The organism is Cryptosporangium arvum DSM 44712 (assembly GCF_000585375.1).
Lineage (GTDB): Bacteria > Actinomycetota > Actinomycetes > Mycobacteriales > Cryptosporangiaceae > Cryptosporangium > Cryptosporangium arvum.
Map to the genome: position 1 here is coordinate 8,579,571 of NZ_KK073874.1, position 23,085 is coordinate 8,602,655.

At 71.8% G+C, this 23,085-nt stretch carries 22 protein-coding genes; 7 read left to right on the top strand and 15 right to left on the bottom strand.

The features are described from left to right. Positions 1-96 precede the first annotated feature (96 nt). Both CRYAR_RS39140 and CRYAR_RS39145 read left to right on the top strand, forming a co-directional pair. Positions 97-1,188, top strand: a complete 1,092-nt coding sequence (locus tag CRYAR_RS39140) for an S-(hydroxymethyl)mycothiol dehydrogenase (RefSeq protein WP_035858374.1) — start codon at positions 97-99, stop codon at positions 1,186-1,188. Further along, positions 1,185-1,814 carry an MBL fold metallo-hydrolase gene (locus CRYAR_RS39145; protein ID WP_035858376.1) on the top strand — a complete coding sequence of 210 codons (630 nt, stop codon included), beginning with the start codon at positions 1,185-1,187 and terminating at the stop codon, positions 1,812-1,814. The genes CRYAR_RS39140 and CRYAR_RS39145 overlap by 4 nt, the downstream gene beginning before the upstream one ends. A 59-nt stretch (positions 1,815-1,873) precedes the next feature. On the opposite strand, the gene CRYAR_RS39150 is transcribed toward CRYAR_RS39145, so the two are convergent. From CRYAR_RS39150 to CRYAR_RS39160, 3 genes are all read right to left on the bottom strand, one after another. Continuing rightward, positions 1,874-3,136, bottom strand: a complete 1,263-nt coding sequence (locus CRYAR_RS39150) for an FAD-binding oxidoreductase (protein WP_035858378.1) — start codon at positions 3,134-3,136, stop codon at positions 1,874-1,876. A gap of 98 nt (positions 3,137-3,234) precedes the next feature. Then, positions 3,235-3,720 (bottom strand): RrF2 family transcriptional regulator, encoded by a 486-nt coding sequence (locus tag CRYAR_RS39155; protein WP_035858380.1) that lies wholly within the window; start codon positions 3,718-3,720, stop codon positions 3,235-3,237. 100 nt (positions 3,721-3,820) lie between these two features. Next, a complete protein-coding gene (locus tag CRYAR_RS39160) occupies positions 3,821-4,822 on the bottom strand; it encodes a hypothetical protein (RefSeq protein ID WP_035858382.1) in 1,002 nt (333 codons plus the stop codon). A 109-nt stretch (positions 4,823-4,931) separates the two neighbouring features. Here CRYAR_RS39160 and CRYAR_RS39165 point away from each other — a divergent pair, with 109 nt between their 5' ends. Beyond that, a complete protein-coding gene (locus tag CRYAR_RS39165; RefSeq protein ID WP_157018424.1) occupies positions 4,932-6,344 on the top strand; it encodes a lytic transglycosylase domain-containing protein in 1,413 nt (470 codons plus the stop codon). A gap of 48 nt (positions 6,345-6,392) precedes the next feature. Next, the gene (locus CRYAR_RS44280) at positions 6,393-8,291 is read left to right on the top strand and encodes a serine/threonine-protein kinase (RefSeq protein WP_051571571.1); all 1,899 of its coding nucleotides are present in this window, start codon (positions 6,393-6,395) and stop codon (positions 8,289-8,291) included. A 115-nt stretch (positions 8,292-8,406) separates the two neighbouring features. Here the strand turns inward: CRYAR_RS44280 and hemB are convergent, their stop codons facing one another. The 6 genes from hemB to CRYAR_RS39200 all read right to left on the bottom strand — a co-directional run bounded on the left by hemB (position 8,407) and on the right by CRYAR_RS39200 (position 14,713). Further along, positions 8,407-9,465 (bottom strand): porphobilinogen synthase, encoded by a 1,059-nt coding sequence (gene hemB / locus CRYAR_RS39175; RefSeq protein WP_084701536.1) that lies wholly within the window; start codon positions 9,463-9,465, stop codon positions 8,407-8,409. Between the two features lie 106 nt (positions 9,466-9,571). Beyond that, complete coding sequence (locus CRYAR_RS39180) at positions 9,572-11,146, bottom strand: bifunctional uroporphyrinogen-III C-methyltransferase/uroporphyrinogen-III synthase (RefSeq protein WP_035858385.1); 1,575 nt, start codon at positions 11,144-11,146, stop codon at positions 9,572-9,574. After that, positions 11,143-12,084 (bottom strand): hydroxymethylbilane synthase, encoded by a 942-nt coding sequence (gene hemC, locus CRYAR_RS39185; RefSeq protein WP_035858387.1) that lies wholly within the window; start codon positions 12,082-12,084, stop codon positions 11,143-11,145. The genes CRYAR_RS39180 and hemC overlap by 4 nt, the downstream gene beginning before the upstream one ends. Further along, positions 12,081-13,451 carry a glutamyl-tRNA reductase gene (locus CRYAR_RS39190; RefSeq protein WP_063725829.1) on the bottom strand — a complete coding sequence of 457 codons (1,371 nt, stop codon included), beginning with the start codon at positions 13,449-13,451 and terminating at the stop codon, positions 12,081-12,083. The genes hemC and CRYAR_RS39190 overlap by 4 nt, the downstream gene beginning before the upstream one ends. Positions 13,452-13,494: 43 nt before the next feature. Next, complete coding sequence (locus CRYAR_RS39195) at positions 13,495-14,226, bottom strand: redox-sensing transcriptional repressor Rex (RefSeq protein ID WP_051571573.1); 732 nt, start codon at positions 14,224-14,226, stop codon at positions 13,495-13,497. A gap of 238 nt (positions 14,227-14,464) precedes the next feature. Next, positions 14,465-14,713: a glutaredoxin family protein gene (locus CRYAR_RS39200; protein WP_035858389.1), complete on the bottom strand. Its 249-nt coding sequence runs from the start codon at positions 14,711-14,713 to the stop codon at positions 14,465-14,467. 391 nt (positions 14,714-15,104) lie between these two features. Between CRYAR_RS39200 and CRYAR_RS44285 the strand changes: the two genes are divergently transcribed. The 3 genes from CRYAR_RS44285 (at position 15,105) to CRYAR_RS39215 (ending at position 18,669) form a co-directional block, all read left to right on the top strand. Next, on the top strand, positions 15,105-16,238 hold the full coding sequence (locus tag CRYAR_RS44285) for an ECF subfamily RNA polymerase sigma factor, BldN family (RefSeq protein WP_245620615.1): 1,134 nt from the start codon (positions 15,105-15,107) through the stop codon (positions 16,236-16,238). Between the two features lie 250 nt (positions 16,239-16,488). Beyond that, the gene (locus CRYAR_RS44290; RefSeq protein ID WP_051571575.1) at positions 16,489-17,619 is read left to right on the top strand and encodes a DUF5667 domain-containing protein; all 1,131 of its coding nucleotides are present in this window, start codon (positions 16,489-16,491) and stop codon (positions 17,617-17,619) included. A 168-nt stretch (positions 17,620-17,787) separates the two neighbouring features. Then, positions 17,788-18,669, top strand: a complete 882-nt coding sequence (locus CRYAR_RS39215) for an HAD family hydrolase (protein ID WP_035858392.1) — start codon at positions 17,788-17,790, stop codon at positions 18,667-18,669. On the opposite strand, the gene CRYAR_RS39220 is transcribed toward CRYAR_RS39215, so the two are convergent. The 6 genes from CRYAR_RS39220 to proC all read right to left on the bottom strand — a co-directional run bounded on the left by CRYAR_RS39220 (position 18,666) and on the right by proC (position 23,076). Then, on the bottom strand, positions 18,666-18,869 hold the full coding sequence (locus CRYAR_RS39220; protein WP_035858395.1) for a hypothetical protein: 204 nt from the start codon (positions 18,867-18,869) through the stop codon (positions 18,666-18,668). The genes CRYAR_RS39215 and CRYAR_RS39220 overlap by 4 nt on opposite strands. A 10-nt stretch (positions 18,870-18,879) precedes the next feature. Next, a complete protein-coding gene (locus CRYAR_RS39225; RefSeq protein WP_425389408.1) occupies positions 18,880-19,989 on the bottom strand; it encodes a lysophospholipid acyltransferase family protein in 1,110 nt (369 codons plus the stop codon). 155 nt (positions 19,990-20,144) lie between these two features. Then, positions 20,145-21,236, bottom strand: a complete 1,092-nt coding sequence (locus tag CRYAR_RS39230; RefSeq protein WP_211247863.1) for an NAD-dependent epimerase/dehydratase family protein — start codon at positions 21,234-21,236, stop codon at positions 20,145-20,147. Between the two features lie 20 nt (positions 21,237-21,256). Next, positions 21,257-21,355 carry a 30S ribosomal protein bS22 gene (locus CRYAR_RS46485; RefSeq protein WP_003948845.1) on the bottom strand — a complete coding sequence of 33 codons (99 nt, stop codon included), beginning with the start codon at positions 21,353-21,355 and terminating at the stop codon, positions 21,257-21,259. Positions 21,356-21,771: 416 nt separating this feature from the next. Continuing rightward, the gene (locus CRYAR_RS39235) at positions 21,772-21,978 is read right to left on the bottom strand and encodes an excisionase family DNA-binding protein (RefSeq protein WP_035858397.1); all 207 of its coding nucleotides are present in this window, start codon (positions 21,976-21,978) and stop codon (positions 21,772-21,774) included. A 294-nt stretch (positions 21,979-22,272) separates the two neighbouring features. Beyond that, on the bottom strand, positions 22,273-23,076 hold the full coding sequence (gene proC, locus CRYAR_RS39240; RefSeq protein ID WP_035858400.1) for a pyrroline-5-carboxylate reductase: 804 nt from the start codon (positions 23,074-23,076) through the stop codon (positions 22,273-22,275). Positions 23,077-23,085 lie beyond the last annotated feature (9 nt).

Sequence of the window (23,085 nt, forward strand, 5' to 3'; positions counted from 1 at the left end):
AAGTAGGCTTCTGGAGAGGATCATCGTCCCGTAACAATCACCGCACGCGCCGGGGCGTCCCGCTCTCGGTGCACACGCGCGGGAAGGGGAGTCGCAGTGACGCAGGAGGTACGCGGAGTCATTTCCCGAGCTAAAGGCGCTCCGGTGGAGGTGACGACCATCCTGGTGCCCGATCCGGGCCCCGGCGAAGCGGTCGTGAAAGTCCAGGCGTGCGGCGTTTGTCACACCGACCTGCACTACCGCGAAGGCGGAATCAACGACGACTACCCGTTCCTACTCGGCCATGAGGCCGCCGGCATCGTCGAGGCGGTCGGCCCCGACGTCACGAACGTCGCCGTCGGCGACTACGTGATCCTGAACTGGCGCGCGGTCTGCGGCGATTGCCGCGCGTGCCTGCGTGGTCAGCCCTGGTACTGCTTCAACACGCACAACGCCAAGCAGAAGATGACGCTTGCCGACGGCACCGAGCTGTCCCCCGCGCTCGGCATCGGCGCGTTCGTCGAGAAGACCCTCGTCGCCGCCGGGCAGTGCACGAAGGTCGACGACGCGGCCAAGCCCGCGGTGGCCGGCCTGCTGGGCTGCGGTGTGATGGCCGGTATCGGCGCGGCGATCAACACCGGCGGCGTCGGCCGCGGGCACAGCGTCGCGGTGTGGGGAGCCGGCGGTGTCGGTGACGGGGCGATCGCCGGTGCGTACCTGGCCGGCGCGCGGCGGATCATCGCGATCGACGTCGACGAGAAGAAGTTGCAGTGGGCGCGCGAGTTCGGCGCGACGCACACGATCAACGCCGGCGAGGTCGACGACGTCGTGAAGGCCGTGCAGGACCTGACCGACGGTTTCGGCGTCGACGTCGCGATCGAGGCGGTCGGCCGCCCGGAGACGTACAAGCAGGCGTTCTACGCCCGTGACCTGGCCGGAACCGTCGTGCTCGTCGGCGTCCCGACGCCGGACATGACGCTCGAACTGCCGCTCATCGACGTGTTCGGCCGCGGTGGTGCGCTGAAGTCCTCCTGGTACGGCGACTGCCTGCCCTCGCGTGACTTCCCGATGCTCATCGACCTGTACCTGCAGGGGCGTCTCCCGCTCGACAAGTTCGTCACCGAGACGATTCCGCTGGACGGCGTCGAGGACGCGTTCGGGAAGATGCACCACGGCGAGGTCCTGCGCTCGGTCGTGGTGTTCGAGTGACCGCCCGCGTCGACCGCATCGTCACCTCCGGCATCTTCGCGCTCGACGGCGGGGAGTGGGAGGTCGACAACAACGTCTGGATCGTCGGCGACGACTCCGAGTGCCTGGTGATCGACGCTCCCCACGAGGCCGACGCGATCGCGGCCGCCGTCGGGGGTCGCACCGTCACCGCGATCGCGTGCACCCACGCGCACAACGACCACGTGAACGCCGCGGTGGAGCTGGCGTCCTACGTCGGGGCGCCGATCCTGCTGAACCCGGCCGACCGGGAGCTGTGGGAGATGGTCCACCCCGGCCGCGCCCCGGACGGCGCCCTCGCCGACGGTCAGGAGTTGTCGGTGGCCGGGGTGACGCTGGAGGTGCTGGCCACGCCCGGGCACGCCCCCGGAGCGGTGTGCTTCTACGCGCCGTCGCTCGGGGCGCTGTTCAGCGGTGACACGCTGTTCAACGGCGGGCCGGGCGCGACCGGACGGTCGTTCTCGGACTTCCCGACGATCATCGACTCGATCCGCGACCGGCTGCTGTCGCTGCCGCCGGAGACGGTCGTGCACACCGGCCACGGCGACACGACCACGATCGGCGCCGAGGCGCCGCACCTGCAGGAGTGGATCGACCGAGGTCACTGATCCTGGTTCACGCCCGGCGGCACACCGTCCGCCCGCACGTCCGGTGCGGGCGGACGGTCTCAATTCACGGGGAAGTTCGAGCGGAAGACGTTTGTCGGGTCGCGGTGCTGTTTGATCTCGCGCAACCGGGCCAGCTTTCCCGGGGCGAAGGCATCCGCCGCGGTCTCGGCCCGGCCGAGGAACGTGTACGGCTTGCGCCCGCTGATCGGTAGACCGGCGACCAGCTCACGCTGCTTGGCCGTCGATTCGTCGGTCAGGCCGAAGAGATAGAGCGCGTAGGGCTCGGTGAGCGGCCCGTGCGGACTGTCCGAGGGGCCGGCGATCGCCCCGCCCAGGTGCCGCACCTGAACGCTCAGCAGGGGCGCGATCGGCTCGGCCAGCAACCCCTTCACGACGCGATCGTCGAGCGCCGTCAACAGTTCGGCGTGCGAGACCCCCGCGGTCGGCTCCGTCGGCTCGGCCGTGATGCTCCCGAGTTCGTCGACCGACATCACGCGGCGGGAGTCGGAGAGCGGCGTGGGCAGCTCGCAGAACAGATCGCGTACCTCCGCGGGGTCGCCGAGGTAGGTGGTGTCGAGGGCCACCATGGGCTCGGCCCCGGGGAAGTGCAGCAGGTCGAGCCAGACGGTCAACTCGTCGGGCGCGCCGGCGGTGACCGTCCGGAAAGCTTCGAACACCTCGGCGGCGTGCTCGGCGCCCCACAGCACCCGCCCGCCGTAGAGGTCGGGTGCGGGATGCAACGCGAGTTCCAGCCCGGTGACCACCGCGAAGTCGCCGCCTCCCCCACGCAGCGCCCAAAACAGGTCGGGGTCGTCATCCGCGGTGACGTGGCACTGTCGCCCGTCGGCGTCCACGACGTCGAACGCGACCACGGCGTCGGCCACCCACCCGTGCGCGCGAGCGAACCAGCTGAGCCCTCCCCCGAGCGCGACCCCCGCGACGCTGACGATCGGCGAGCTACCGGGCAGGCCGGTGAGGTCGTGGCGGGCCGCCGCGCTCTGGAGGAGGCCGGACGAAACCCCGCCCCCGATGCGAGCGCGATGCGTCACCGGGTTGATGTCGATGGCGTCGAGCCGACCGGTACGCAACAGGATCGTGCCGTTGGTGTGGCTGGTCGCGCCGTGCCCGTTGGGTTGAGGCGAGATGGCCAGATCGTTCCGACGCGCGAAGTGAACGAGGTGAGAGACGTCGTCGGCGTCGGCGGCTTCGACCACCGCGACCGGGGTCTGGTCGACGGCCCGGTTCCAGGGCTGTCGGTTGTCGTCGAACATGGGATCGCCGGGGAGCCAGACGCGGCCCCGTAGATTCTGGATACTGAACATCTAGAATACCTCCCGGGAAAAGCCCCTCGGACGAGGGGCTTCTGGTCGTCTCGGATGCGACGCACCCGTTGATGGGTCGGACGGGATGGTGCCGTTCGTCAGGCGCGAAGTGCGGCGAATCGATTGACGGTGTTGTTCCCGGTGGCGGGGTAGGCGCGTTCGACATCGGCCCGCAGATCGGCGATGGTCTGGGCGGCCAGTTCCCGCCGCCAGGCCAGGTCGGCGCGTCGCATCCCCTGGGAGATCAGGCAGGACTGCCGGTAATCGGCGCGGGGATCGGCACCTGGCCCCCGCTTGAGCAACTGCTCGCACCGAAACGCCTCGTCGGGCCCTTCGATCGCGACGACGACATCGAGCAACGTGATCTGCTCCGGGCTACGGGCGAGCTGAAATCCACCCCGCGGCCCGGAGGTGGAGGACACGATGCCCGCCCGGGCCAGGGCCTGCAGCTGCTTGTTGAGATACGCCGCCGGAAGCCCGTAGAACTCCGCCAACTTGCCCGCCGGCACCGCCTGCCCGGCCGGCAACCAGGTCAAGTTCACGCAGGTGTGCAATGCCCACTCGACACCCTCGCCCATCCGCATATCTGGACTCTAAATATCCAGGATAAAAGTTGTCAAGGTAATCGCCGCCTGCACATGGGGGCTCGGCACCTGCGCACGGGGGCTCGGCGACGAAGACGGGTCAGGCGATGGTGGCGGGTGGGCGGCGGTGGAGCAGGGCCACCGCGCCGGCGATCAGGAGAGCCACGCCGACCAGAGCGACCGCGAAGCCGGCGGCCAGGAAACTGTCCAGGATCTGGGCCAGCGCGGTGGCCGGCACGACGAGTGCGATCAGCACCGCGGGCACCAGCGCCGGCCAGCGGCGGGTCGCCAGGTACAGGGCGAAGCAGCCGGCGGCGAAGGCCAGGCCGATCACGAGGCCGACGAGCGCGAACGCCTTGCCGTCGGTGGTGACAGCCTCCGCGGCTCCGAAGCCGGTCAGGCCGCCGAGCAGCACCGCGAGGCCCGGCTCTCGGACGGGATTGCCCCGCACCGGCAGGGCCAGCAGCATCCAGATCGCGCCGACGAGCGCGTACGCGATTCCCCACGGGAGGATGTCCTGCACGCCGGCGCGGTCGAGGATGTCTGCCACCAGGAGCGCGGACGCCAGCCACGCGGTGCCCAGCAGCGGCGCGCCGCGCACCAGCGCGTAACCGGGTAGGGCCACGACGAGCGCCGCTACCGAGGCGGCCAGCAGTTCCCACGAGTTGCTCGCCGGTACCGCCGCCGCCGTGGCCGCCGCGCCCGAGGCCAGCGCTCCGAGCGCCGACGCCAACCGCATCCGGGCTCCGAGCGTGTCGTCCCCGAGCCGCGCGAACCGGGCGGCGAGGGCGCCGCCGGCCAGCAGGACCGTGGCGACCACGGCCAGCGCGAACCGGGCCGCCGACGGGAACGAGTCCCAGGTCGGTACGACGATCGACGCCGCACCCCCGAGCACCATCGCCCCGCCGAGGTAACCGGCCACCTCGACGACGCGCGTGCGCATCCGGTGTTCGCCCGGAATCGGCGGGCTCGCCACCGTGGCGGCGGCGAGGCGGCGGTTCACCTGGTCGGCCTGGCCGGACGAGAGGACACCGTCGCTCACGAGTCCGGCGAGCGTGGTCCGCACGGTCGCGAGCGGAACCGAGGGTTCGGGGCTGGTCATGGGAACATCTTGACGTGTGCTCCGACCTGCGCACATGAGTTGAACTACCCGGTCGGCGAAGCGTGCACAGGGCGGCCCGAAAGGGCACCCTGAGAACGTGCGCAACAAAATGGGCAATGACGATGAAGACGGGTTGAACCAGACGCCCGGCTCCGACCCGGACGGGGCGCCGTCCGACGAGCCTCCTTCGCTGTCGGCCGAGCCCTGGCGGCAGGCCGCAGTGGCCTGGACCCAGCACGCCGAGGCCTGGGCCGCCCAGACCGAAGCCGCCCAGACCGAAGCCGCCCGGTCCGAGGCCGCCCGCTCGGAAGCCGCGGATTTTGCAGCCCGGTCCGAAGCCGCCCGATCGGAAGCCGTCCGCTCGGAAGCGGCGGAATTCGAAGCCCGGTCCGAGGCCGCCCGCATCGACGCCGCGCCCGATCGGCCAGCCCACCACGACACGCTGCCGGTCCCCGCCGAGCCGCACCACTGGGTCAGCCCGGCCGGCGACCCCGCCCGGACCCAACCCACCTCCACCGCCCCCACGCACCAGGCGGAGCCGACCCCAGCGCACCCCGTCCCCGTGCACCCCCTCCCCATTAACCCCGCCCCCGCCGAGGTCGACGACCTCGGCGAGATGCCCGAGGAGCCTCCGGTCAGCCCTTGGCCGGATCTCGCCCCGGACGAGCGTTCCGCGCACGCGCACGTCTGGCCGCCCAGCCGCTCCCGACGCTCCCTGGCCCCTCTCGCGGGCGCGGCCGCGTTCGTTCTCTGCCTGGCCACCGCCAGCGTCGCCGTCTGGAGCTGGACCCGCCCGGAGCCGCAGCAACTCTCCGCCCCTCCCCCGCCGCTGGCGTCCGCTCCGGCGGCCCCGTCAGCGGAGGCACCGGCCCTGGCGCCGTCGACGCTGCCGGAGGCGGGCGCCGCGAGCGCCCCGGTGAACCCGGCCCCGACCGGCGGTCGCCCGGAGCAGGACGGGGCCCGCCCCGCGGACGCGCTCGCCCACTGGGCCGACGCCCTGCGTCAGCTCGACATCCCGCCGACGGCGCTCCAGGCGTACGGGTACGCCGAAGCGGTGATCGCCCGGGCGAAGCCCCGCTGCCGCCTCTCCTGGACGCTGCTCGCCGCCATCGGCGCGGTCGAATCCAACCACGGCCGGTACGGGGGCGCCGCGCTCCAGCCCGACGGCACCAGCAGCCGCCCGATCATCGGCGTGCCCCTGGCCGGCATCGGGGTCGAGCGCGTCACCGACACCGACCAGGGGCTGCTCGACGGCGACGTCACGTTCGACCGGGCGATCGGCCCGATGCAGTTCCTGCCCGCGACCTGGAAGGCCTGGGCGGTCGACGCCGACGACAACGGCCGCGCGGACCCCTATGACATCGACGACGCGTCGCTCGCCGCCGGCTACTACCTGTGCGCGGGCGGGCAGAACCTCGCCTCGGGTTCCGGCTGGTCGTCGGCGGTGTTCAGCTACAACCGCGTCCCGGCATACGTCGAACGTGTCTACGAGTTCGCAGACGCCTACGGTCGCGCTTCTTGACCTCAGCAGCCACGATGGAGGTGTCAACCGGGGAAGGAGCCGCAGTCCGTGAGTGCACCGACCGTCGGACAGCTCGGCCAGTACAAGCTGGTCGGCGTGCTCGGATCCGGTGGGATGGGCACGGTCTACCTGGGGCGTTCGCCCGGTGGGCGCCCGGCCGCGGTGAAGGCCGTGCACGGGCACCTCGCGATCAACCCCGATTTCCGGACGCGCTTCCGCCGTGAGGTCGCGCTGGCGCAGCGGGTCGGCGGGCCCTACACGGCCGCGATGCTCGACGCCGATCCCGACGGCGACCCGCCGTGGCTCGCGACCGAGTACATCCGCGGTCAGTCGCTCTCCCAGGTGCTCACCGAGCACGGTGCGCTGCCGGAGCACACGGTCCGGGCGCTGGCCGCCGGGCTGGCCGAGGCGCTCCAGGTCATCCACGCGGCCGGGGTCGTGCACCGGGATCTGAAGCCGTCGAACGTGCTGCTCTCGGAGAACGGTCCGCGGGTGATCGACTTCGGCATCGCGAAGGCCGTCGAGGGCATCGACCTGACCGGTGACGGGCCGCTGCTCGGCACGCCGGGGTACATGTCGCCCGAGCACCTGGCCGGGTCGGCGCTGGCGCCGAGCAGCGACGTGTTCTCGCTGGGAGCGGTGCTGGCGCACGCGGCGACCGGGATGGCACCGTTCGGGGCCGGGCAGTCGTTCGCGGTCGCGAACCGGGTCTCCACCGCGCCGCCGGATCTGTCGGGGCTGCCGACGGGGCTCGCCGAGCTGATCGGGAAGTGCCTCGCGAAGGAGCCGGGCGAGCGGCCGTCGATGGACTGGATCGTTCGTCAGGTCGGGTCGTTCGCCGAGCAGGATTCGTGGCTGCCGTCGGAGGTCGGGAACGCGATCCGGCACCGGCCGGCGCCGACGCGTCCGTTCACGAGTGCCGACGCGCCGCCGCCGGGGATGCGCGACGCGGCCGACGACGCACCGCCGGACATCGTGGAGTACCTGGCCGACCGGTTCGCGCGTCGTTCCGGGGGCGCTCCGATCGTTCCGGTGCGTTCCTCCGAGCGCCCGGTCGCCCTGATCCGGCCGAAGCCCGCTGGTGCTCCCGCGCCCGACGTTCCCCCGGCCGAACTGGCCGTCGCCAAGCTCAAAGAGGGCGCCGCCCGTCTCCAGGGCGCCGCCGCGCGCCTGAAGTCCGCTGCCCGCCCCGCCGCCCCCGTACCGGCCGTCGACGTCCGCGGCCCGAGCCACGCTCCCGCCGGATACGCCCCCGGACGCCCAGCACCCGGCAACCCGCAGGCCGGCAACCCGGCCGCCCGTGGCGGGCCGGCCGCGCCCCACCAACGAGCCCCGTGGCAGCGGGGCCCGCTGCGGCCGGACGGCAACCCCGCCCCGCAGCGGGACGCCCGATCAGCAGCGGTGAAGGCACCCCGCCGGGTGCCGTGGCAGCGCCTCCAGTGCCCTCCGATCGGCACGCCGACCGGACGCCGGGCGTGGAGCCGCTGGATGCTCGTCCTGATCCTGATCGCCCTGCTCGACGCCGTCGCGCAGACCCCGGCGGTCCGGGAGCTCGTCGGCTCGCCCAGCTCCCCGCCGTGGCTCGCCGGCGCCTTCGAGGCCAGTTCGGCGATCGGCCGGGTGATGTCGGGCGTGCCCGACCCGATCACCGGGTGGATCAAGGAGGGCGGCGCCGCCACCAGGGCTGTCCGTCTGGCGGTGATCCCGCTCCTGCTGCTGGCCTTCGTCGCGCTGATCCGCCGCGGCGGCACGTCGTCACCGATGATGGTCGCCAAGACCGCCGCCGGGTGGCTGGGCACCGCGCTCGCGCTGCTCCTGGCCTGCCGCTACTTCGCGACCGGCTTCGCCAGCCTCGTCTGGGCCGTGGACACCCTCGGCTGGCTGCTGATCCCCACCGCGATCGCCCTGGCCGTGATCACCAGCCGCCTGGCCGGCAAAGCACGCTAGGGCTCGTGTCAAGGCTTGAACCTGGAGCCCGCTGAGCGCGACGCTGCCGAGCGGGCGGCAGGACGCCGCGTATAACTGATACTCAAGTCCGGCCGCCCGCTCGGCAGCGTCGTTCTCAGCGGGCCGCGCACAACCCGGCGGCCTCGGTGGCCCAGTAGGTGAGGACGAAGTCGGCGCCGGCTCGGCGGGCGCCGATGAGCGTCTCCATCATGACCTGCTCGCGGTTGATCCAGCCGTTGGCCGCCGCGGCCTCGACCATCGCGTACTCACCGGACACCTGGTAGGCCGCCACCGGCACGTCCACCGCGTCCGCGACCTGACGCAGTACGTCGAGGTAGGGCAGCGCGGGCTTCACCATGATGATGTCCGCGCCCTCGGCGACGTCCAGCGCCACCTCACGCAGCGCCTCGGCCGCGTTCGCCGGGTCCTGCTGGTAGGTGCGACGGTCGCCCTCGAGCTGGGACTCCACCGCCTCCCGGAACGGGCCGTAGAAGCCCGACGCGTACTTCGCCGCGTAGGCGAGGATCACGGCGTTCGTGTGCCCGGCCGCGTCCAGCGCCGCCCGAACGACCCCGACCTGGCCGTCCATCATCCCGGACAGCCCGAGCACGTGTGCTCCGGCGTCGGCCTGGGCGACCGCCATCTCGGCGTAACGCAGCAGCGTGGCGTCGTTGTCGACGGAGCCGTCCGCGGCCAGGATGCCGCAGTGGCCGTGGTCGGTGAACTCGTCGAGGCACAGGTCGCTCATCACGACCATGTCTTTCCCGACCTCGGCGATCACGTCGGCGATCGACTCGTTGAGCACCGCGTCGGTGGTGCCGCAGTGGTCGCGCTCGGACGGCACACCGAACAGCATCAGCCCACCGACGCCGGCCGAGACCGCCTCGTGCGCGGCCCGGCGCAGCGAATCACGGGAGTGCTGGAAGACGCCCGGCATCGAGCGGATCGGGCGCGCCTCGGGGATGTCTTGCTTCACGAACAGCGGGAGCACCATGTCGGCGGGGTGCAGCCGCACCTCGGAGACCAGGCGACGCATGGCCTGGCTCTGCCGGAGCCGCCGCGGACGCACGCTCGGGAAGCCGCCGCCACCGCCGCCGCTGCCCGGCGAGAGGCCGGGGCAGAGCTTCTCGAGTGACGGCGCACCGGCCGTGGCTCGCCGCAACGTCCCGCTCATCCGTATCTCCCTCTCCGGCCGCGTCCTGCCCTACTACTGTGCCGGACGCGGCCCTGCGTTCGCTGGTTCAGTTGACGTTCGGTGCGTCACCTGAACCGGTAAATCCTTACCGTGCGAGCCGTCCGGCCGTCGGGCCCTGCGCCTTCGCGCCCCGCCGGGGCTTGGTCGGCAGCGCCGCCAGCTTCTCCCGGAGCTCGAGCGCGTACTCGGCCAGCGACTCCACCAGCGACGGCACGTTCGCGGTCTCCGGCTGGACGTCGACGCGCAGGCCGAGCTCGCGCGCGGTGTCGGCGGTCTTCGGCCCGATGCAGGCCACGACCGTCCGCGCGTGCGGCTTGCCGGCGATGCCGACCAGGTTCCGCACGGTGGAGGACGACGTGAACAGCACCGCGTCGAACCCGCCGGACTTGATCGCGTCGCGGATCGGCGCGGGCGGCGGAGCAGCCCGGACGGTGCGGTAGGCGGTGACGTCGTCGACCTCCCACCCACGCTCGATCAGGCCGGCCGCAAGCGTCTCGGTGGCGATGTCGGCGCGCGGCAGCAGGATCCGGTCGATCGGGTCGAGCACCTCGTCGTACGGCGGGAAGTCGGCCAGCAGGCCGTCGCTCGACTGCTCACCGGTCGGCAGCAGCTCGGCCTTGACGCCGAACGCCTCCACGGCCTTCGCGGTGGCGTCGCCGACGCAGGCGATCTTGACGCCGGCGAACGCGCGGGCGTCGAGACCGAACTCGGCGAACTTCTCCCAGACCGCCTTCACCGCGTTGGTGGAGGTGAAGATGACCCACTCGTAGCGGCCGGTGACCAGGCCCTTGATCGCCCGCTCCATCTGGGCGGGGGTCCGGGGCGGCTCGACGGCGATCGTCGGCACCTCCTCGGGGATGGCACCCCAGCCGCGCAGCTGCGCGCTCATCGCGCCGGCCTGCTCCTTGGTGCGGGGCACCAGGACCTTCCAGCCGTAGAGCGGACGCGACTCCCACCAGGAGAGCTTGTCGCGCAGGCCCACCCCGGCCCCGATCGAGACGACGAGCGTGCCGTAGAGGCCGATCGCGGCGTCGACGATGCCGTCCAGCGTCGAGACCGACGTGGACTGGGTGTCGGTGGTGCCGTCGCCGGTCACCAGCACGGTGGCCTGGCCGCTCATGCCGGCCGCGAGCAGCCCGTCACGGACGGCGGGCAGGTCACCCGCGTCCATCGTGAGCGTCAGCGTTCCGGGGACCGCGACCATCGCGTCGAAGTCGAGCGCGGTGACGTCCCGGACCTCCACCGTCGTCCGCAGGCCACCGGCCGGCGCGCCGGCGTAACCGGTGACGCCCTCCGCGAGCGGAACGCCTGGCACGACCTCGAACGGCACCGACGTGCGGGCCACGGCCTGCACCTCGCGGACGATCGACTCCGCGGTCAGCGGGTCGCCGGCGACCAGACGGGCGACCGTGCGACCGGAGCGGGCTCCGGACAGCAGCACCTTGGCGACGTCGCCGGCAGCACCCTCGGCGACGCTGACCTCGACCTCGGCCGGCGCACCGGCGATCACCGCGGCCAGCAGGGTCGCCGGGAGCGACCGGTCGTGCAGGATGTGGTCGGCGTCGGCGACGGCATCGAGCGCACGCCGGGTGAGCAGCCCCGGGTCGCCGGGGCCAGCCCCGACGAACGTGATCCGGCCAGTCGTGGAGCGACGGGTCATGCGGTTCTCCCCATTAGGGTGTCGGCGCCGGCAGCGAGGAGGTCGACAGCGAGCTGCCGGCCGACCGCTTCGGCGTCGGTGTGCAAATCGTCATGCGGGCGGGAGACGGAGATCGTCCGTGCGTCGGTCAGCACCTTCGTGCCGTCCAGCGACGCGACCCGCGCCCGCAACGTGAGCTCAGTGGTGGTGGCCGTGGCCCAGGCCGCGACCGGTGCGCTGCACCCGGCTTCGAGTGTCGCGAGCAGCGAACGCTCGGCGATCACCTCGGCACGGGCATGTGCATCTTCGAGTGCGCCGAGCAGTTCGACCAAATCGACGTCGTCGGAGCGGCACTCGATGGCCAGCGCGCCCTGGGCCGGCGCGGGCACGAGCACGGCCGGATCGAGCGCCTCGGTGATCTCGTCGGCGCGCCCGAGCCGGGCCAGACCGGCCACGGCCAGCACGACCGCGTCCAGCTCGCCGCTGATGACCTTGCCCAGACGGGTGTCGACGTTGCCGCGGATCGGCACGCACTCCACGTCGGGCCGGGCGGCGAGGATCTGCGCGATGCGGCGCGGCGCGCCGGTGCCGATGCGGGCGCCGGCCGGCAGCTTGTCCAGCGTCAGGCCGTCGCGGGCGATCAGCGCGTCCCGGCTGTCGGCACGCACCGGCACCGCGGCGATCGTCAGGCCGTTGGCGGGCGCGGTCGGCAGGTCTTTGTAGGAGTGCACCGCGATGTCGATCTGACCGGCGAGCAGCGCGTCACGCAGCGCGGACACGAACACGCCGGTGCCGCCGATCTGGGTCAGCGGCGTCGTCCGGTCGCGGTCACCCTCGGTGCTGATGTGCACCAGCTCGACGGCGCGGCCGGTGGCCTCCGTGATCGCCTCGGCGACGTCGCCCGACTGGGCCAGCGCGAGCTTCGAAGCCCGCGTACCCAGGCGCAGCGCCCTGCTCATCGTTGTGCCTCGCTCTCGGCCGTACCGCTCTCGTTACTCAGCACCCAGGGGTTCCCGTCCGGCCCCGCCGGGTCGACCGTCACCGCGGCGGCCGGCCGCGCGTGGCCGTCGAGCAGGAACAGTTCGCGGACCGCCGCAGCGTAGCGGTCGCCGCCAGGGGCCGTGGCCAGCTCTTTCATCCGCACGGTGGGCGTGTGGAGCAGCGTCGACACGACCCGGCGGACGGTCTTCTCCACCTCGCGGCGGGAGGCCTCGTCCAGGTTCGGCAGCCGGCTGTGCAGCCGGTCGAGCTCGCCGGCGACGACTTGGTCGGCGCGGGCACGCAGCGCGACCACGGTGGGAGCGACCTCCCCGGCCCGCTGCCAGGCCGCGAACGCCTGCACCTCGGACTCGATGATCGCCTTCGCCTGATCGACCGAGGCCGAGGCCGGCGCGTCGGCCAGCGCGACGGTGAGCGCCTCGATGTCGAGCACGACGACGCCCGGCAGCATGTCGACCGCCCGCTCGGTGTCGCGGGGTACCGCCAGGTCGAGGACGACCAGGTCGGGCGCCGACGGGCCGCGGACCGTCATGGCCGCGGACACGTCCTGGTAGGTGAGCACGGGTTCGGTGGAGCCGGTGGCGCTGACGATGACGTCGGCCTCGGCGAGCGCGTCGCGCAGGCCGGTCAGGTCGCCGCCCCGTCCACCCACACCGGCGGCGACGCGGTGCGCGGTGTCGGCCGTGCGGTTGAGCACCGTGATCTGCCCGACGCCCTCACGCTGCAGCGTCGCGGCGGCCAGCGCCCCCAGCGAACCGGCGCCGACGACGAGCGCGCGGCGCCCGGCCAACGGGCCCACCCGCTCGGCGCCCAGCCGCAGCGCGGCGGTGACGACCGACTGCCCGGCGTGATCGATGTCGGTGTCGGTGTGGACGCGCTTGCCGACCCGCAGCGCCTGCTGCATCACCTCGTGCAGCACCCGGCCGGGGGCACCGTGGCCGTCGGCGGCGTTGTACGCGTCGCGGAGCTGGCCGAGGATCTGCGGCTCGCCGACCACGAGCGAATCGAGCCCGGAGACGACCGAGAAGACGTGGCGGACGGCGGCGTCGGAGTAGTGGACGTAGAGGTGGTCGGCCAACTCGGCGATGTGGACGCCGGTGCGGTTGGAGAGCACCTGACCGATCTCGTGGAGCGCGCCGTGGAACGTGTTGACCGCGGCGTACACCTCCACCCGGTTGCAGGTGGAGAGGAGGACGGCCTCGGCCACGTTGGCGCCGCCGATGAGCTCGGCGAGCACACCACCGAGCTGGGGCGACGGCACCGACGCCCGCTCCAGCAGGCGGACGGGTGCGGTGCGGTGGTTCAGACCGACGACGACGACGCTCATGCCTGGTGCACGCTCCGCTCGGTGCTCCCGGTTCGATACCCGTTCACTGGCCGACGACCTCCCGGGCGTCGACGTGTGAAGCCGGCAGTGGGGTAACCGTTCCGGCGCTGTCGGCCTTCCGCTGCTCGTGGAACGAGAGGATCTGCAGTTCCAGCGCGAGATCGACCTTGCGGACGTCGACACCGTCCGGAACCTGCAGGACGCACGGGGCGAAGTTGAGGATGCTCGTGACCCCGGCCTCGACCAGCCGATCGGCCACTTCCTGAGCCGCGTCGGCCGGCGTGGAGATCACCCCGATGGACACCTGCTCCTCGGCGACGACCCGGTCGAGGTCGTCGATGTGCCGGATGTCCTGGCCCGCGATGCGCTCGCCGACGCGCTCGGCGTCGGCGTCGAAGAGGGCGGCGATCCGGAACCCGCGGGACGCGAAGCCGGCATAACCGGCGAGCGCGTGACCGAGATTTCCGACGCCGACGAGTACCACGGCCCAGCGCTGGGTGAGACCGAGCGCCCGGGAGATCTGGTCGACGAGGAGCGCGACCTCGTACCCGACCCCGCGCGTGCCGTACGAGCCGAGGTGGGAGAGGTCCTTGCGCAGCTTGGCCGAGTTGACGCCGGCCGCCACCGCGAGTTCCTCGGAGGACACCGTGTCGTGACCGGCGTCGGCGAGGGCGTGCAGCGCGCGCAAGTAGACCGGTAGCCGGGCGACCGTCGCTTCGGGCACACCGCGGGGTCTCCCCGCGGCGCGGATGCGCGGACGATTTCCGGACGACATCGGTCTCCTCGACGGTGCGGACGCCGACTGAATGGTCGCGCTGTCTCGCCCCGCCGGGTACCGGGAAAACCCCTAGGGCCCTGTCCAGTGGCGTTCAGCGCTCGACGTTCACCGTAGCCGCTTGTGAACGCTTGCACAAAGTCGACACCGCAGGCCAGGGGCTCGGTGACGAGCGACACAAATACCGTTGGTGTTCTTCCCGTCACAACCCGCCCGTTAACCTGCCGGTCATCTCGATTCAGCGCGCGAGGTCGCGCCGCAGCCGCGATTCCTCCACCCGCCAGAACCCGTGCTCCTTGCCGTCGAGCAGAACGACCGGCACCCGGTCGCCGTACTCGTAGGCCAGCTCCGGGTCCGCGTCGACGTCCACCTCGTTCCAGGCGACGCCGGTGTCCGCGGCGATTCGCGCCATCACGTCCTTGGCGTCGTCGCAGAGATGACAGCCGACGCGCGTCAGCAATGTCACGGCGTGATCGGAGGCGGCCATGACAAAAGTTTGCCACCCCCGGAGTCCGACGCTTGTCCGTCACGAGAGGGATGGCTGAGTCCGATGCGTTCCGAGGGACGTTCGGGGGCCAATCACGGGCATGTTGGCGCGCCGCTGTCCCCAGTACGGGGGCGGTCACTACTTTTTGCAACTCTGAGTGGTGCGGCAGTGCCAGGATGTGCCGCAGTGCACGACAAGGGGGCCGGAATGGAAGAAATGTCGTGGTGTGTGCGTCCCCAACGCGGCGAGAGCCTGGGGGAAAGTATGATCTCTCCGTTACTAGATACGTACATTCAGTAATCGGTCCGCCCGGACACCGTCCAACCGCTCAACCGAAGCCGTTGCTCGCGGCTTCTCCGACGATCGCGGCGGGCCATTTGGGGGGACGGTCATGATCGGCGGGACGGTGGGGTACGGCGCGTTGCCGGGGGGCATCGAGCTGGACCTCGACCTATCCGACCTGCGGAAAGCGCTGGTCGACCTGCGCAACCGCACCACGCTGGCCAGCCGGGCCGGCTTGTCCGGGCTCGCGCCCGGCCTACGCTGCTTCACCGGCCGGCGGGAGGGCGCACGGATCCCGTGGGCTCGCGGTGCCATGTCGGTTCCGCGTGCGGACGGCGATGCCGACAGCACGCCGACCGCCGCGCTGCCGCTACCCGCGCTCCCGGCGAGCGGCACCGGCACCGGCACCGCACCGACGCTCCCGGCCCAGCCGGGCGCGGAACCCGACGTGCCCGGCGCCGAGCCGCACCGCGCCGACCCGCGCCCCACCCGGCCGGGCCGGCCGAGCTCGCGTGCGCTGCGCAACCCGGCTCCCCGCCGGCCGGTCGACGCGGAGACCACGGGTGGCGTCGCCATCGGTACCGGGCCGGGCCCGGAGGATCCCGAGCAGCGCAATCACGTCCCCCGCCCGACCCGTAGCACCGGCCGCGGCCAGGCCCCGGTCACCGCACCCGACCTCGACGGCGAGGACGTCTGGGAGCTGGTGCGGCAGGCGCAGGCCGGTGACCCCCAGGCGTTCGCCCGGATCTACGACAGGTACTTCGACACGGTCTACCGGTACATCTCGTACCGGATCGGTTCCCGCACCGTGGCCGAGGACCTGACCAGTGAGGTCTGGCTGCGCGCGCTGCGGCGCATCGGCAGCGTCACCTGGCAGGGACGCGATCTGGGCGCCTGGCTGGTCACCATCGCCCGCAATCTGATCGCCGACCACTACAAGTCCGCGCGCGCCCGCCTGGAAGTCACCACGGCGGACATGCTCGAGGCCGACGACGAGGCCCCGGGGCCCGAGGGCCGCCCGGAAGCCGAGGTGCTCACCCGGCTCGACAACGCCACGCTGCTCGACGCCGTCCGCCGCCTCAACCCCGAACAGCAGGAGTGCATCACCTTGCGTTTCCTCCAAGGGCTCTCGGTCACCGAGACCGCCCAGATCATGGGCAAGAACGACGGCGCCATCAAGGCACTCCAGTACCGGGCGGTGAGAACGCTCGGCCGCCTGCTCCCGGAGGGATTCACGCCGTGACCCCCGTCGCCCCCGTAACCCGCGGACGGCGCGCCGCGTTATCCGGGGTGCCGAGGCGATCGGTTCCTCGGTCCGGTGATGCCGGTTCGTGGGGGGCGGAGAGGAGGTGCCCACGGTGATGTTGAGCCCAGCGGAACGCCGTCGGGCGCGGGACTTCAACGCTCGGACGTCGACGCGCCGAGGCGCTCGGGCGATCGACCACCCCGGGCGCTCGCGACATACCGGTCAGCACGCGGCGCCTGCGCACTCAGTGGGGGCTCACCGCGCCGCCGAGGACGTCACCGACCTCGTGCGGCTGGCCGAGCGGCTCTCGAGCGCAGGCTCCCAGGTGCGGCCGGACGAGGAGTTCCGCGACCGGCTGCGCCAGCGGCTGATCGCCGTGGCGTCCGTCCACGGCATCAACGCCGAACCGGGCTTCCGCCCGCCTCCGCCGGTCGACGCCGAGCCCGCCCTGCTCCATCCGTTCCCCGGCGCCCGCCGCCGGGTTCCGCGCCGCGTGACGGTAATCAGCGGCACGCTCGCCGGGCTGGTCGCGCTCTCCGGGGTCGGGTTCGCCAGCTCGGCCGCCAACCCCGGTGACGCGCTCTACGGCGTCAAACGGAGCCGGGAGACCGCTCAGCTCACGTTGGCCCGCTCGGCCGTCGCTCGCGGCCAGCTCCACCTCGAGTTCGCGCGCAACCGCCTCGCCGAGGCCGCGGCCGCCACCCGTGACCAGCGCCAGCTCGACCTGCTGCTCAACGACATGGACAGCGACACCAGGCTCGGCATGAAAGACCTGGGCACCGCCGCCGCCACCCAGCACCACCCCGCGCCGCTCGACCTCGTCGACGACTTCGCGCGCGCCCAGCACCGCGAGCTCAGCGCGCTGGCCGGTACCGCCGGTACGCCGCCGCTGGCCCTGCAGCGCATCCGGACCTCGCTCGCGCTCGTCGACCAGGTCGGCAAACGCTCGACCGACCTGCGTGGCGTCCTGCGCTGCGCCGAGCCCTACCCCGGTGACGCGCTCGGCCCGGTCGCGCGGGAGTGTCCCGATCCGCCGGCCGAGGAGACGACGACGCCCTCGGACGAGCCGACGACGCCGTGGCCGACCCGGCCGCGCTCCGACAGCTCAAAGCGGACGTCGGAAGCACCCACCGCCGCCACCCCGACCGGCAGCGCCGCGGGCACCACCGCGGGCTCACCCAGCAGCACCGTTCGCCGGCCATCCGACTCCGACGAGGACTTCGACCCCACCAGCGCGGGTCAGCGGATGGTTCCGCAGTCCGGCACCACGGTCCCGACGCCGATGTCGGGCTCGCCGATCACTCCACTCGTCGGGTCCGCGGACGACACCTTCGGCAGCGTCGTCGTCAGCCCCTTCGTGAGCGAAGCCACGGACTAGCCGGTTCGCCCCGGGCGTTCACGCAGTGGGCGTACACGCCTCACGTTCTGTTGCCCCGGTCGGCACAGAGCGGGGTACGACGCCGCCTCTACACTGGGGTCGGCTGCCCCGTTCGCGCGCGCCCCGGGGTCGAACAAGCGCGTTTCTGCACGTCAGTGGAGGTAGCGAGTGATCACGCTCACCCGACGCGGCCGCGACCGCCAGGACGCTCTCGCCGTGGTGGCCGGTGCGGCGAGCGCAGCTGCCGCGGAGGTCGAAGCTCCGACGGAAGTCACACCCGATCTGAGCGCCGCCGCGTTCTTCGACGTGGACAACACGATGATCGCGGGTGCGTCGATCTACCACTTCGCCCGCGGCATGGCCGCACGCAAGTACTTCAGCAGCCGGGATCTGCTCGGGTTCGCCTTCCAGCAGGTGAAGTTCCGGATGTCCGGGGTCGAGGACGCGGCCAACATGGTGACCGCGCGCCAGGCCGCCCTCTCGTTCGTCGCCGGCCGGGAGGTCGACGAGATCGTCGGCCACGCGGAGGAGATCTACGACGAGGTGATGGCCAAGCGGATCTGGTCGGGCACGCGTGCGCTCGCCCAGATGCACCTGGACGCCGGTCAGCGGGTCTGGCTGGTCACCGCCACGCCGGTCGAGCTGGCGAACATCATCGCGCACCGGCTCGGGCTCACCGGGGCGCTGGGCACCGTCTCCGAGGTCGTCGACGGCAAGTACACCGGCCGGCTGGTCGGTGAGCCGCTGCACGGCCCGGCGAAGGCCGAGGCCGTGCTGTCGCTGGCTCGCCGCGAGGGCCTCGAGCTGCCCCGCTGCACCGCTTACAGCGACTCGGTGAACGACGTCCCGATGCTCAGCACCGTCGGTACCGGGGTCGCGATCAACCCCGACTCGGCGCTCCGGCGCGAGGCGCGTGAGCGCGGCTGGCAGGTGCGCGACTACCGCACGGCGCGCAAGGCCGCCAAGGTCGGTGCGCCCGCCGTGGCCGCCGCCGGCGTGATCGCCGGCGGCGTGGCGGGCACCCTGGCGGTCCGCCGCAAGATCGCCTAGAGGCCGGTCGGGCCCTGGTCGCCGGTGTCGGGCGTGGGACGCTCGTCGGCCGGGGCTCCCTCGGGTCGGTCGGCGCCCCGGGCCTGCCAGACCTCGGCCAGCGCGTCGCCGCCGGTCGCGTCGTCGCCCTGACCGTCGCCCGAATAGGTTGCCATGGCCTGGCGACGCTCTTCCTCGGTCACGTTCGTGTTCTCACTCATGCCGGTCCGGTTACCCAAAGACCGACGGCCGACGCATCAGCAACTGGTACAGCATCTGCTGGATTCGCTCGCGGACCTGATCGGTCAGGTTGAACACCTGCATCGGGTCGTCCGCCCCCGCGGCCAGGTCCGACGTCTCGATCGGCTCGCCGAACTCGATGTACCACTTCGACGGCAGCGGCACCGCGCCCAACGGCCCGAGCCACGGGAACGTCGGCGTGAGCGGGAAGTACGGCAGCCCGAACATCCGCGCGATGACCTTCGCGTCCCCGATCTTCGGGTAGATCTCCTCGGCACCGACGATCGCGCACGGGATGATCGGCGCCTTCGTCGCGAGCGCGGCCGACACGAACCCGCCACGCCCGAACCGCTGCAGCTTGTACCGCTCGCTGAACGGCTTCCCGACGCCCTTGAAGCCTTCCGGGAACACCCCCACGAGCTCACCCGACGACAGCAGCCGCTCGGCGTCGGGCTGGCAGGCCAGCGTGCTGCCGGATTTGCGCGCCAGCTCCCCCACGAACGGCATCTGGAAGACCAGATCGGCGGCGAGCAGCCGCAGTTTGCGCTGGGCCGGGTGGTGGTCGAGCAACCCGAGCTGGAGCATCGTCGCGTCCACCGGGATCGTGCCGGAGTGGTTCGCGACCACGAGCGCTCCGCCGGTGTCGCTGACGTGCTCGAGCCCGGAGATCTCCACCCGGAACCACTTCTCGTACAGCGGGCGGAGCGCCGGGGCGAGCACGGACTCGGAGAACTCCGGGTCGTACCCGAACTCGTCGGTCTCGTACTCGCCGGTCAGCCGGCGCCGGAAGAACGCGAGCGCCCCGGCCACCCGCCGGTCCCACACGTCCTCCGCGCCACCGCCGTCGGCCGCGCTCTTTCCCACTGCCTCGGCCGACGCCGGGCGAGCCGCGGCCGAGCGAGCCGCGGCCGAGCGAGCCGCGGCGGGGCCGCGGAGCTTCCCGGGCGCCGCGGGCTTCTCCGCAGGTGCGTTCGCAGCCTTCTTCACGGCTTTCTTCGCGACCTTCTTGGCCGCGACCTTCTTCGCCGGGGTCTTCTTCGCTGGGGTCTTCTTCGCCGGAGCCGTGGTGGCCGCGTCGGCCGGGGTGACCTCCACGGTCACCGTCTCGTCCGCCGACTCGCGGGCGGTGCCGGCCTCCGCGTTGGCGGTCACGCCCTGGTCCGTGGTGACCACGGGCTCAGCCTTGTTGCCGCCGTCGAAGGGGATGATCTGCGCGTCGGGCATGTTGCGGCACTCCTTGCCGAGCGGGGGTCTATCTACCGGGACGCGCGAACCGACTCGACCAGGCGCCGGGCCGCCGACCAGCGCGTCCTGATCGCGCGCTCGACCGCGTCGAGGTTGTCGGCCGACAGCACGGAGGCCAGATCACTGCCCCGGACGAAGTCGTCGAACGCGCCCTCGGTGGTGTAGGCGGGGGTCAGGCCGAACTCCTGCCGCAACCGGGTGATGTCCACGACCCGCCCGTAGGTGAGCAGACGGATCTGCTCGGGCGAGAAGTCGATCGAACCGGCCTGACGCACGACCAGGCCCAGGTAGGGGGCGGTGATCGACGGCACGGGCACCGGCACCCGCCCGGCCCGGCGGATCGCCTGCGAGAGCAGCAGCGACCCCGGACCGGCGACGTTGAACGTGCCCGGATGGTCCTCGCTCACGGCCGCGTACAGCGCGTCCAGGCCGTCCTCGACGTGCAGGAACTGCAGGCGGGCGTCGAAGCCCAGCACGGTGGGCACCACCGGCAGCGCGAAGTAGCGCGCCAGCGGCGTGTCGATCCGCGGGCTGAGCATGTTCGCCAGCCGCAGCGTGGTGACGATGACGTCGGGGCGACGCCGGGCGAAGCCGCGGACGTAGCCCTCGACCTCGGTGGCGTCCTTCGCGTACCCGCTCGGCGGGCTCTGCTTGGCCTGGATGCTCTCGGTGAACACCGCCGGGTCACGCGGAGAGGCCCCGTAGACCGCCGTGGACGAGCGCACGACCAGCTTGCGGACCGTCGGGGCCTTCTGGCACGCGGCGAGCAGCTGCATCGAGCCGATGACGTTCAGCTCTTTCATCGACGCCCGACCGCCCAGGCCGGCCGGGGTCGCGAGCACGCTCATATGGACGACGGTGTCGACACCGGCGTCCGCGATGACTTTCGCGATCAACGGGTTACGGATGTCGGCTCGCACGAATTCCGTGCGGCCGATCCGCTCGGCGGTGTCCGCATCGGGCGCCACCGTGTCGACCCCGAGTACCCGTTCGATACCCGGGTCGGCCGCGAGACGAGCGGCCAGCCGACTCCCGAAGTACCGGCTCACGCCGGTGACCAGGACAACCCGGGGCAGCCCCGGCGATTTTTCCTCGACCGGCATGCTGCCTCCCCGGGTGCGGCCTACTTCTTGTTGCGACGCTGGACGCGGGTCCGCTTCAGGAGCTTGCGGTGCTTCTTCTTCGCCATCCGCTTGCGGCGCTTCTTGATGACCGAACCCATACGACTTCCTCAGTTCACGACGACGACAGTAAGACGGACCCCCACCCTATCCCGACCCGCAGCACCAGGCCCGCCCGGGCTGGCTTGTCGAGCGCCGCCAGGCGCGAGCGCTTGAACCTGGAGCCCGCCCAGGGCGGCGCTGCCAGTCGAGCGCGGATCCGCCGCGTACAGGTGCGTACTCAAGGGTCCGCGCTCGCCTGGCAGCGTCGTCCTGGGCGGGCCGCCCACCGGAAAAACGAAAAAAGCCGGGCGGTTGAGGGAAAGGGGGTCCCTCGTACGCCACGGCTCTTCTCGTGGGTGGTGCGCACCACCACTGGTGGTGCACCTCACCCGGTCAGGTCAGGTCCTCTACCCGGAGCGGAGGAAGCAACGGACTCCCCGGCCGCTGCGTGCCCCTCTCCGGGCTGAAGCCGTCTCTAGGCGGTGTCGGTGAACGCGTCGCGAAGATACTCGTGAACAGCACGCTCGGGCACACGGAACGAGCGCCCGACCCGTACTGCGTTCAGCTCGCCGGAATGCACGAGCCGGTACACGGTCATCTTCGAGACTCGCATCAACGTCGCCACCTCAGCGACGGTGAGAAACCTGACGTCGGACAGATTGGACGGTCCTGCTACTGCCATACGACCCACCTCACCCGGGCACGTATCGGGTGCCGGCTTCCCCTCCGGCACGGTGGTCACGCACGTGCTCTTAGTAGAGTAACGGTGCAAGTGGGAGCGAGCGACACTCTCAGCAACTCTGTCCATGCTGATCGCAACATTGGACAGTCATTCGCCCGAGTATGCCCCACTTTAGACCGACGCGATTCATGTTTTGTCACGTCCCGGGCAGCTCAATCCGTCCCACCATTTGCACACGGCGCCCGCCAATCGGACCCCAGCGCCCCCGCGAACCCCACCAGAAACGGGTTGGCGTCAGTACAGCTGTCCAAGTTCGACCGACCGATCGCGGGCGGCTTCGATCGCGTCGAGCAGCGCCGCGCGCACACCGTGGCGCTCCAGTTCGCGGATCGCCGCGATCGTCGTTCCACCCGGCGACGTAACGGCTTCGCGCAACTGCACCGGATGTGTTCCGGCCTCGCTGAGCATCTTCGCGGCGCCGAGTGCACTCTGGACGATCAGGTCGGCCGCGACGTCACGCGGGATGCCGAGCAGGATCCCGGCGTCGATCATCGCCTCGACGAGGAAGAAGAAGTACGCCGGCCCCGACCCGGAGAGCGCGGTGACCGCGTCCTGTTGCGACTCCGGCAGCCTGCGCACCTTCCCGACCGGCTGCAGCAGCGCCTCGGCCGCGGCCAGGTGCTTCTCCTCGGCGTGCGCGCCACCCGAGACGACGCTCATCGCCTCGTCGACGAGCGCCGGAGTGTTCGGCATGACCCGGATGACCGGGACTCCGTCGGCCAGCCGGGCCTCGTAGTACTGCGTCGGGATACCCGCGGCCACCGACACCACCAGGTGGTCGGGGGTCACCAGCGGTGCCAGCGAATCCAGCAGCACCCCGACGTCCTGCGGCTTGACCGCAACGATGAGCGTGCCCGCGTGCGCCACGGCCTCGGCCGGCGTCACCGCACGCACCTGGTACTTCTCGAGCAGGAACGCCGCCCGTTCCTCGTACCGCTCGACGATGACGATCTCGTCCGGGGTGCGCCCGGCCCGCCGGAGACCGGAGAGCAGCGCTTCGCCCAGCTTGCCGGCGCCAAAGATCGCCAATGAATTCACGGGTACTGC